General features: G+C 42.8%; 8 protein-coding genes. 2 read left to right on the top strand and 6 right to left on the bottom strand.

The window, feature by feature from the left end:
* Positions 1-56: 56 nt before the first annotated feature.
* The 6 genes from JMY00_RS12565 to JMY00_RS12590 all read right to left on the bottom strand — a co-directional run bounded on the left by JMY00_RS12565 (position 57) and on the right by JMY00_RS12590 (position 7,857).
* Positions 57-689, bottom strand: a complete 633-nt coding sequence (locus JMY00_RS12565) for an ATP-binding cassette domain-containing protein (RefSeq protein WP_201580393.1) — start codon at positions 687-689, stop codon at positions 57-59.
* Between the two features lie 79 nt (positions 690-768).
* Positions 769-2,532, bottom strand: a complete 1,764-nt coding sequence (locus JMY00_RS12570; RefSeq protein ID WP_201580394.1) for an ABC transporter permease subunit — start codon at positions 2,530-2,532, stop codon at positions 769-771.
* Complete coding sequence (locus JMY00_RS12575; protein WP_201580395.1) at positions 2,529-3,827, bottom strand: ABC transporter substrate-binding protein; 1,299 nt, start codon at positions 3,825-3,827, stop codon at positions 2,529-2,531. Before JMY00_RS12575 ends, JMY00_RS12570 begins: the two co-directional genes overlap by 4 nt.
* A 169-nt stretch (positions 3,828-3,996) precedes the next feature.
* Positions 3,997-6,150 carry a bifunctional TVP38/TMEM64 family protein/FAD-dependent oxidoreductase gene (locus JMY00_RS12580; protein WP_201580396.1) on the bottom strand — a complete coding sequence of 718 codons (2,154 nt, stop codon included), beginning with the start codon at positions 6,148-6,150 and terminating at the stop codon, positions 3,997-3,999.
* 313 nt (positions 6,151-6,463) lie between these two features.
* The gene (locus tag JMY00_RS12585; protein WP_201580397.1) at positions 6,464-6,868 is read right to left on the bottom strand and encodes a hypothetical protein; all 405 of its coding nucleotides are present in this window, start codon (positions 6,866-6,868) and stop codon (positions 6,464-6,466) included.
* Positions 6,869-7,323: 455 nt separating this feature from the next.
* Positions 7,324-7,857, bottom strand: a complete 534-nt coding sequence (locus JMY00_RS12590; protein ID WP_201580398.1) for a DUF2058 domain-containing protein — start codon at positions 7,855-7,857, stop codon at positions 7,324-7,326.
* A gap of 363 nt (positions 7,858-8,220) precedes the next feature.
* On the opposite strand from JMY00_RS12590, the gene JMY00_RS12595 reads away from it, so the two are divergent.
* On the top strand, positions 8,221-9,084 hold the full coding sequence (locus JMY00_RS12595) for a universal stress protein (RefSeq protein WP_201580399.1): 864 nt from the start codon (positions 8,221-8,223) through the stop codon (positions 9,082-9,084).
* Between the two features lie 92 nt (positions 9,085-9,176).
* Entirely contained in the window at positions 9,177-9,860 is a 684-nt protein-coding gene (locus JMY00_RS12600) for a cupin domain-containing protein (RefSeq protein ID WP_201580400.1), read from the top strand.
* Positions 9,861-10,303: the final 443 nt, after the last annotated feature.

The raw sequence follows: 10,303 nt of genomic DNA on the forward strand, positions 1-10,303 counted from the left end.
TGTTTTGATACTTTGTTTGGGTATTTAGCGTTGATATTTGACTCTGATATCTAAAATTATCGTCCTACATAAATAACTTTACCGTTGGCTGCTTCGGCGTCACTTTGGTCGTGCGTAACCATAATAGCGGGCAGCTTATGAGTACGAATTTGATCGAATACCAATTGCCGCGTATCCATCCTTAATTGAGTATCAAGTTTGCTAAACGGCTCATCAAGTAGTATCGCTTTGGGCTCACTCAGTAGTGTGCGTAGTAGGGCGACACGTGCTTGTTGACCACCTGATAAGTTATCAGGGTGACGATCTCCCATCCCTTCTAAGCCCACTTGCGCTAAAGACTGCGCTATTTTTTCAACTCGCTGTCTCTTATTTCCTTTTGGCATGGCAAAAGCAATGTTACCCGCGACTGATAGGTGCGAAAACAGCAGTGCATCTTGATACAGCACACCAATACGGCGCAAATGGGCTGGCAGGTGAGTCACATTTTTATCGTTTAACCAGACAGTACCCGTCGCGGTAAAATCGCTCGCCAAAGTGCCTGTTAGCCAGTTTAGTAGACTGGACTTGCCACTACCAGAAGGGCCCATCACGGTTAGGATGTCGCCACCAGCGATGTGCTCATTGATACTCAATAACTGCTCGTTTTGACGAAACAGCTGTAAGTCTTTTATCTGTAGAGATGATGGCATCAGGAACCCTTTATTTGCGTTTTTTAAGACTGATTATTTTAATATTTGATAACGTTTGCTTTCGTTTATGATTAGCGTGCTATCGAATGCCACTTCTAAAAAAGTATTTGGGTAGCATCCAAGCCAATATAAAACCGATGAGCGGTAGCGCCATTTGCATAATGGCATAGACAGCACTGGTGCGCCTACTGGCACCATTCGCCAGTGTCACCGCTTCTGTCGTGATAGTGGCAATACGTCCGCCGCCCGCCAATAGAGTTGGCAAGTACTGACCAAAGCTGATCGCTAGACCGAGTGCTATAGCAATCAAAATAGGGGCAAATAACTGCGGCAGTTTTATCTGAAAAAACACTTTCATTGGGGCAGCGCCAAGGCTGGCGGCCACATGAGCAAAACGAGGATCTAGGCGTCGATAGCTACTGGCCAGTGATAAAAACACGTACGGCAGCACGAATAAAAGATGCGCAAAAGCCACATTAAAAAATGCTGACTGATGATTGGCCAACTGCTGTAACCATACTAAGCCGAATAGAAACGCGATACTTGGTACCAAGAGCGGTAAGTAAATAATAAAACTGGTGAAGTGCGACAGCGGCCTAGCACTCAGTTGCTCAGCTTCCAAGCATAGCAAAGTCAGAAAAACAGCAAATGCAGTACTAACGGCACCAATGCTAAGCGTATTGACCAATGGTGTGCTCATTTGAGTAAAGGCACTTTGAAAATGTAATAGCACGAATTGCTCTGGTAGCATCGCCGGAAACCGCCAAAATCCTGCAAAGGCCCATAATACAAGACCAGAGAGCGACAGTAGCATAAAACCAATCACGCCTACGGTAAGTATAGCGGTGACTTTTTGCCAGATAGTATCTGCATAATGACGTTTGCCATTGACTGACGAAACACTAAAGATTGCTTTGATCGCTTTTTCGCCGCCCAGCCAAAAAGCGACTAACCCTGCTGTCAGTACGAGCTGTAACAATGCGCCTGCTGATGCCTTAATACGTAGGGTAAGATCGACATCGTTAAACCATTGTATGATAGAGACGGCAAGCGTTGGCGGTGTATTAGGACCCAATATCAACGGCATCTCAACGCTCGCACTGGCATATGCCAACACGGCCAAAATCGGTAAACGTAGAAAAGGATATAACAGGGGCAAGACTGCCTTAAAAAATGCAGTAATTGGGTAATAACCTAAATTGAGTGCAACGGTATATTGTTGGCGCAATTTTTTGCCAAGTTCAGGCTGAGCAAGCGCGCCCAGTGCCATTAATAATAAAAATGGCAGTTCTTTTAAGGTTAAACCCAAGATGATACTGATACCGTATGGATCATGCGGAAACATACCATCGGGTGCCATCTCCCAACCAGTTAGCCACGGGGAGATGAGCCGTGAAAACATGCCTGACGGCGCAATCAAAAATCCAACGGCAATGGCTGCAGCTGCATGAGGAATGACCAAGATAGGGCTTAATAAATGCTCAATACGCTGCAACCAAACACTGTTAAAAAACGCGGCCAATATCATCAGGGCAATGACAAAAGCAAGTAGGGTGCTGATAAGTCCTGTAGCCAGACTTAATGCAGCCATTTGCGTGATGCCAGGCGTTTGCCATAGGTCTATAAACCCTTGCAGATTCAGAGTCGTTTTTTCTAGAGCAGGAACCCAGCTCAGGGCAGGCAACAGTACACAGATGAGGCCACAGAGTACCGGTAGTATTAGTATTAGAATTAAGAGTTTGGGACTAAAAGACACGATACGCGTAAACAGATCTTTTTTCTCAAGCGTAATAGGTCTAGGGCTATCACCTTTTTTAGTTATTTTGTCAAAACCTTGGCTCATGGACTCACCCCATAACGTGCTTGCCAGCCTTGCTGGATGGCCTCTACCCAACTTGGATGCGGCTCGCTTACCGTGCGTTTGACACTGTCAAAGGGCAGGGCGCTTGGATGAGGCTGTTTGGTTTTGAATAATGCTTGTTGTGCAGGGCTAAGTGTAGATTGGACCAGTACGCTTTTGTCACCCCATACAGAAGGGGTTTGTTTTTTTGCTTGGGCTTCTGGACTCATTAAGAAGTTGGCTACTAATTGTGCCGCCTGAGGATGACTAGCGTTATAAGGAATGGCGACAAAATGAGTATTGCTTAAGCTGCCGTCACTCATGGCATAGCTGCGAATGCTCTGGGGTAAGTCATAACGTTGTACCGCTGCAGGAACTTCTGGTGCTGAAAAGGTAAACGCAAGACTCAGCTCAGTATCATCGACCAAGCGCCGCATCTGCGCACCTGTCTGCACGAACTGCTCGCCATTACGCCATAAGGTTGGATGAAAGCCATCCAAAAACGCCCATAGCGGATCTAATACGAGCGCGGTGTTTTCTTCAGTGGCAGGCAAGTTGAGCTGTGCGCTAGTGTTTTTATCGGTTTGAGCGTCTTGTTGTTCATGCAGCATAACTAAGACGTATTTTAAGAAACTCATACCCAAAAAATCAGGTGGCTTTGGGTAGCTAAAACGGCCAGGGTTTTGTGCTGTCCAAGTAGCCAGTTCAGTTAGCATTGTTGGCGGTTTACTGGTCGACAGGCTGTCGTAATAAAACGTCAAAGAGGCTTGTCCCCATGGTGCTTCCATGCCGTTGGTCGGCACACCAAAGTCGAAATTTACGGTTAGATTATTCTCTGGGTCCGTCAGCGCAAAATTGGGCAGTTTATTGGCCCATTGTTTGAGTAATAACGAGTTTTCACTCATGGTGGCAAAGTTAGCACCATTAATCCAGACCAAATCAACACTGCCTTGATCGTCATTATGAGCAGACTTTTCTGCGAGTACCCGACTGACTGCTTCACTGGTGTCACTCAATTTGACATGGACTAAGTTGATATTATATTTATCATCGACTTGATCAGCGACCCATTGTAGATAGGCGTTAATCTGTGGGTCACCGCCCCATGCATAAAAGTAAACGTCTTGATTGCTACCTTGGGCTTCTATCTGCTGCCAAGGTGATAAGTCTTGGTTAATATTGGCAGTAGTTGGCGATGCTGTGCTTGCTGATATACCAATACAAATGCTCATCACCATAGCGTAGGTGCTATATCGCGTAAGACGTTTGAGCATCGGTAAAGTGGTAATAACGCGCATTCAAGTTTCCGTTATAATTTAAATGTTAGTAAAGCTGGTAAAGATTTCATAGCCTGCCATGTCAAACCAAACAGATACCACAAAATCTAAACCAGCTTTGTTCGGCTTTTTTTAGATCTTTCCTACCAGTTGCATCATTTAACGATGCCTACGAGCAAACTGTCATTAACTAACCGCGACGCCAAGTATGGTATTTTTCTAGCCAACTTAATACGGTCTCAGGGGCGTGAGCACGTTTCCACTCACCAGCGGCGTATTTGTTGCCTTCAGCCCAAGTAGGGTAGCTGTGAATGGTGCCTAATATTTTGTTGAGACCCAGACCATGTTTCATTGCTAATACAAACTCAGCGATTAGGTCGCCTGCATGTTCAGACACCACCGTAACACCCAATATTTTGTCCTTACCTTTTGGCGTAATGACTTTGATAAAGCCTTTAGCCGCGCTATCTGTAATGGCGCGATCGAGCTCTTCAAACTCAAAACGAGTAATCTCGTAATCGATGCCTTTATCAATGGCTTCTTGCTCGTTGATACCGACACGAGCGACTTCTGGGTCGATAAACGTAACCCACGGAATCACACGATAATCTACTTTAAACTTTTTCAGGTTGCCAAATAAGCCATTTACTGCGGCGTACCAACCCTGATGGGCAGCGACATGAGTAAACTGGTATGGGCCAACGATATCACCCGCGGCAAAAATATTAGGATATAACGTCTCGAGATATTCATTAGTTACGATAGTACGATTGGTTTCGATACCTAGCGCCTCTAAACCATAACCTTCAAGGCGTGCGCTACGACCAACAGCACAAAGTAGCTCATCATACTCGATATCGATTTCTGTTTCATTGTGTTTGACGATAATGTATTTTTTGCCATCACGCATCTCGCAGCGCATCGCTTGATGCGAGGTCAAAATATTAACACCGCTATCAGTAAGCGACTGGTGAGCAAAGGTAGACACTTCAAGGTCTTCTTTACCCATAATGCGATCGCTCATCTCAATTTGCGTCACATTAGAACCCAGTCGAGCAAAGCTTTGCGCAAGCTCGCTACCGATTGGACCACCGCCTAGTACTACTAGCTTTTTCGGAGCTTTTTCTAGCTCAGCAAACTTCGTCCATAGCGTGTCACTGGTCACGTAACCTGTTTCTTCTATACCTGGTAGAGGCGGTACAAATGGGCGAGCGCCAGTGGCAATGACAATGGTACGCGCCGTTAGGGTCTGCATGCCGCCGTCATTTAGTTGGATTTCTACTGTCCACGGGTCAATCAATTTGGCATAGCCTTTGACCACATCGACGCCCAGATTGGTATAACGCTCAACACTGTCGTGCGGTGCGATATCAGCCACTACTTGCTGCACGCGTGCCATCACTTTTTTGAATGAAAACTGCGGTACAGTGTTCTCTAGACCATAGTTTTCACCATGACGAATTTGATCAGCGATTTTTGCGCTCTTAATGATGGCCTTACTAGGTACACAGCCATAATTGAGGCAGTCACCACCCATTTCACCCGCTTCAATCAATGTAACTTTTGCCTTTACTGCTGCGGCAATGTAGCTTGTGACCAATCCGCCAGCGCCTGCACCAATCACAATCATATTGCGATCGAACTTTTTAGGTTTGGTGTGGTTTTTATAAACACGGCGTTTTTTAAACATGTTCAACACTCCTTTTGCTATTAATGGGAAGAAACCTAATAAAGCAAACGAGACAATTAAGTTGAAAGATAAAATACCCGATAAGCTGTCTATTTGTGCCAGTTGTGTCCCTGCATTGACAAATACAAACGTCCCAGCCAGCATACCGATTTGACTGACCCAGTAGTAAGTCCATGTTTTAATAGACGTCACACCCATCAATAGGTTAATCAAAAAGAATGGAAATATGGGTACCAGACGTAAGGTAAATAAATAAAATCCACCTTCTTTTTCGACGCCTGCATCAATAGCTGCCAACCGCTCAGGAAAGCGCTGTTTGATGGTGTCACGCAGTAAATAACGCGATGCCAAGAAGGCAATGGTAGCACCAATACTCGATGCAAATGAGGCAACGAGTAAGCCCTGAACCAAACCAAATAGCGCACCCGCGGCTAGCGTCAAAATCGCAGCGCCTGGTAAGGAGAGGGCAGTGACGACGACATATAGTAAGAAAAACCCACCGATAATCAATAGCGGTGACTGCGCTTTGTATTCATTAAATTGCGCCATCGACCCTTTTAAGCCATCAAGCGTCAATAATTGATTTAGGTCAAAATAAAAAAAGCTTGCCGCTAATATCAATATTAATAGTATTAAAAATATTCTTTTAATCATGGAAAATCCGGCCAAATAAGGGAGCAAAGGCTAAAATCGTAGTTATTACTCAGACTGTAGAATACTCATCATCTGAATAACTAAACTTAAGTAACAATACTTAAGTAACAATACTTAAGTAACAATACTTAAGTAACAATATTTGAGTAACAATACTTAAGTAACAATATTTGAGTAACGTGGCGATCAAATCGAATTGTCTGAATCGCTTAACTACGATAAAAAAATGAAGTCGGCAGTCTTGATAGTATATACATTATGTCTTGTTGTCTGACATTTATACGACTGAAGCAATAAGCACTGCTGCCAACAGTTATACTGGAGACGTATTTTTACCCAATGTTAGGGTGTCATAGTCTCTCATTAGGTATAGCGACAAACAGGCTGCCAACATCGGCCATGCGGCAAAAAATAACAAGTTATCAAAAGGCGTTAAATAAAGACCAAAGGATGCAAACGTAGAGGCGGCATGTAGCAATAAAATGATGCCGTAGGTCCATTTTTTGAATAAACCCATGACAAACGAGAAGATAAGAATTATTTGTAAGCTACCAATCAGGTAAACAATAGTAATGCCCAAGTTTTCCAATGCATAGAATTTAGCAAACACATTGGCGGCATGCTCAGGATTTACAAATTTGTCGACTGTCCAAAAGAAAAATACGATGAAAACACCAAGGCGAAGAAATAATAGTGAGAGTTGCAAGTGTTTTGGCATGAATTATCTCTTTTTGAGAAAAAGTAAAAGTGAATTGGAACAAATTAAGCAAATAAAATGGGCACGATGGCACCGAACTATCAGGTAATAAACACAGGTAAAGTATGAATAATATTGAGTGATTACTCAAAAATAAACAAAGTATTACCACCATATGTGCTGAAAATGCATTGTAGTAGTTATTGAATAACTGTTCAAGTTGGTTGTATCTATGTTCTGGCAATTATGGAGCTGGGTTACTTTCTTTAACTAAACCAGCAATGTTAGGTTAAAGAAGCCCGATTTGTGTACGTTTGATTGAGTCTGTCGACACATTTAACGCTTATCCCATGCTGTAAGGATTTGTCTAATCTGTATAGATGCAAAAAGCCCTTTATAGAACGCAAATTCTATAAAGGGCTCTTGATTGAAGGCTTATAACACTATAGTAAAGCTAACAGCAGTAAAACAACTCTCTACCACATCAAATCATCTGGAATCACATAAGCGGCATACGGATCGTCTTCTGCCAATGCTTCTTCGGCAGTGTCGTTGGACACAACCATAAAGCCTTCCATTTTTGAATCAATACGATCAGCCAATGGACGAGGTAATAGCGCGTAGCTTTCTTCCAAGCGTGCGATAACCACGTGACCAGCCACTATTTGATCGTAGAGTTTCTGAGTGATAGCGATTTTCTTTACCTTGGACTCATCGGCAAACTGATAGCTGACCTCACCTTCTGTTTCAGTAATCTGATGCTGCTTAATCATTTGGACGATATTGGCCTTTAATGCTTTCTCTTCCAATACGCGCTGTTTTTCTTGATTAAGCTTTTGATCCTTTTCTAGCTTTTGAGCTTGCGCCTCTGCCAACGCTTTTTTTGCTTCGACGCTTTCTGAGTCACCAGTACGCTTGGCATGTTGCGTTTGCTTGCTGATTTTTTTGGCCTTTTTGCTATCAACCAAGCCAGCCTTTAATAATTGAGCCTGTAGGGCATTTTTTGCCATAATCCAATCACCTAAATAACGATACCGAAATCATAAATGCTAAAAAATACATTGTAGCAAACTTTGCTAGCGCATGTGGTCAGACGATGATAAGACTTTATATATAGCTAGGTATCAGCCTGCGGTGAGCCATGCACAATGCTGTCGGTAACAAATTGCAATTATTGCAAAAGAGTCGCACACATCGCTGGATGAAGCCGTGTAAATTGGTTATTATCAAATGAAGGGGCAAATTTGCTTTATAAGAGGATTTCTGCAAGGTAACTGTTGTGAAGTAAGTAAAATATACCCTACCCAGAGAGCATAGCTTGGTCAGGACTAACAAGCTGTATAGGATTAAATAATTAAATTTAAGGACAGATTATGACAACATCACAGCACATTTTAGCCTGTATTGACGGCTCGGCAGTGACTGAATCGGTTTGTGACTATGCAGCATGGTATGCCAGTAAACTAAACGTACCTGTTGGATTATTACATGTCAGTGATGTGCCTGCTTCAGTTAGGCGTGACTTGTCAGGCGCGATAGGCATCAATAGTCGTCAGTTTTTATTAGAAGAGTTGTCCCAATTGGATGAGCAAAGAGCAAAAGTCGTCAACAGCTATAGCAATGCGTTGGTACAAGATGCAAAAAGCCACATTCAAAGCAGTTTCGCTGATGTTAATGTTCGCGTTTATCAACGCCACGGCAAACTGCTTCCTAGTATTGAGCATTTCAAAGAAGAAAATCGTGCGATTGTGATGGGACGACGCGGAGAAGATCATAAGAACAGTCGGATCAATATTGGTAGTCAGATCGAGACAGTCGCTCGTGGCTCAGATATTCCTATATTGATTTGCTCAGAGAAATTTGAAGAGCCAAGCTCCTATATGATTGCCTTTGATGGTAGTAAAACCTCTATTAAAGCGGCACGAATGGTGTCAAAAAGTCCACTATTAAAAGGTTTAAAAGGCCATATCGTGATGGTAGGCAATCATAACGACGCCGCCAAGCAAAGTATGAGCGCCGCCGCTGCACAGTTAGAAGATGCAGGGTTTGTCGTTGAAGCACATCACTTATCTGCCTCTGATGCGGTAGATGGGTTGTTAAAGTTTCAGGTAGAGAACAATGTCGACATTATGGTGGTGGGTGCGTACGGACATTCGAAATGGCAACAACTGTTTCTTGGGAGTACAACGACAGAAATTATCGCTAGTACGTTATCACCGGTCATTCTAGTGCGGTAATAACGTCATATATTTGTGTTTATCGTCTAGGGCGTGTCCGTGATTTTATATTGTGGGTACGCCCTAATCATTTAATACCTTTGGAATACTTTATGCTAATTAATGCAGATTTTTCACAACGCGCTTCACTGACTCCTGAAGCACATCAATGGATTAAGTCACCACAAAATGGTGTGGAGCGTGTCATGCTTGATCGTGTAGGCGCGGAGAAGGCTCGCGCTACTAGTCTTGTGCGTTACGCGCCAAACTCTTACTTTCCGCACCATCTGCATCCAGGCGGCGAAGAGATATTGGTATTGTCAGGCACTTTTTCTGCAGATGACACTCATTATCCAGCAGGTTGGTATCTACGTAATCCACCGTCTTCAGGTCATCGGCCTTATAGTGAAAAGGGTGCTGTCATTTTCGTCAAGTTAAGGCAAATGTCGTCTGACGAAACGCAGCACGTGGCTATCGACACTTATAATGATGCTAATTGGCAGCAACAAGGTAGTCGTACTATCTGCCCGCTTTTTTCCGATGGGGTAGAGCGCGTTAGTCTACAGCGTATCGATGCAGGCGAGTTGCTATTCACTGAGACAGTCCATGGCGGTGCAGAAATATTAGTTGTAGCAGGCGAACTAATAGAGGGTGGACAGGTATATCAGCAGGATAGTTGGATACGCCTACCGATAGATACAAGCGTACAAATAAAGGCAGGGGTGGAGGGCGCAACCATATACTTAAAAGCTGGCCATCTTAATCATGTCATCGGTTTAGAGGTTGAAGATGCGTGAATGGTAATTGTTAATTGTATAGACAAAGTATAAAAATAATTTGGTACTTCTAATTCTTAATTATGACGTACCAAATTATCACTTCATAAAATTAATATATTATAAGCAATAATCGTTTCTGTGTGAACTTCATCAAAAAAAGATACCAAGTATCCTCTTTTTTCATCTACCTCTAAAAATAACAACCTTCCAAGTAGCTTTTTCTAGAAAATTAGCCTAAGTAAATTAAATGGAGTGCTTTTAAACAGCGCTTTTGGCTAATCTTGTCTTTTTACCATCAAAAATTCTATTTATTTTTATAAGCAATCAGAATGAATATTATTTATTTCCTTGCTATCTATTTATTAAAGAATCTTAGTTTACAAAAAATATTTATTGTAATTTTATTCCTTCATTAGTCTCATTCGTTATCTATGATCTTAACTACTGAAACGTACCTATAC

Origin of the sequence: Psychrobacter sp. Pi2-52, assembly GCF_904846705.1 — a bacterium.
GTDB lineage: Bacteria > Pseudomonadota > Gammaproteobacteria > Pseudomonadales > Moraxellaceae > Psychrobacter.

Excerpts from the sequence above, each read along its gene's own strand:
- JMY00_RS12565 (WP_201580393.1), bottom strand. The coding sequence starts at position 689 with ATGCCATCATCTCTACAGATAAAAGACTTACAGCTGTTTCGTCAAAAC.
- JMY00_RS12570 (WP_201580394.1), bottom strand. The coding sequence starts at position 2,532 with ATGAGCCAAGGTTTTGACAAAATAACTAAAAAAGGTGATAGCCCTAGA.
- JMY00_RS12575 (WP_201580395.1), bottom strand. The coding sequence starts at position 3,827 with ATGCGCGTTATTACCACTTTACCGATGCTCAAACGTCTTACGCGATAT.
- JMY00_RS12580 (WP_201580396.1), bottom strand. The coding sequence starts at position 6,150 with ATGATTAAAAGAATATTTTTAATACTATTAATATTGATATTAGCGGCA.
- JMY00_RS12585 (WP_201580397.1), bottom strand. The coding sequence starts at position 6,868 with ATGCCAAAACACTTGCAACTCTCACTATTATTTCTTCGCCTTGGTGTT.
- JMY00_RS12590 (WP_201580398.1), bottom strand. The coding sequence starts at position 7,857 with ATGGCAAAAAATGCCCTACAGGCTCAATTATTAAAGGCTGGCTTGGTT.
- JMY00_RS12595 (WP_201580399.1), top strand. The coding sequence starts at position 8,221 with ATGACAACATCACAGCACATTTTAGCCTGTATTGACGGCTCGGCAGTG.
- JMY00_RS12600 (WP_201580400.1), top strand. The coding sequence starts at position 9,177 with ATGCTAATTAATGCAGATTTTTCACAACGCGCTTCACTGACTCCTGAA.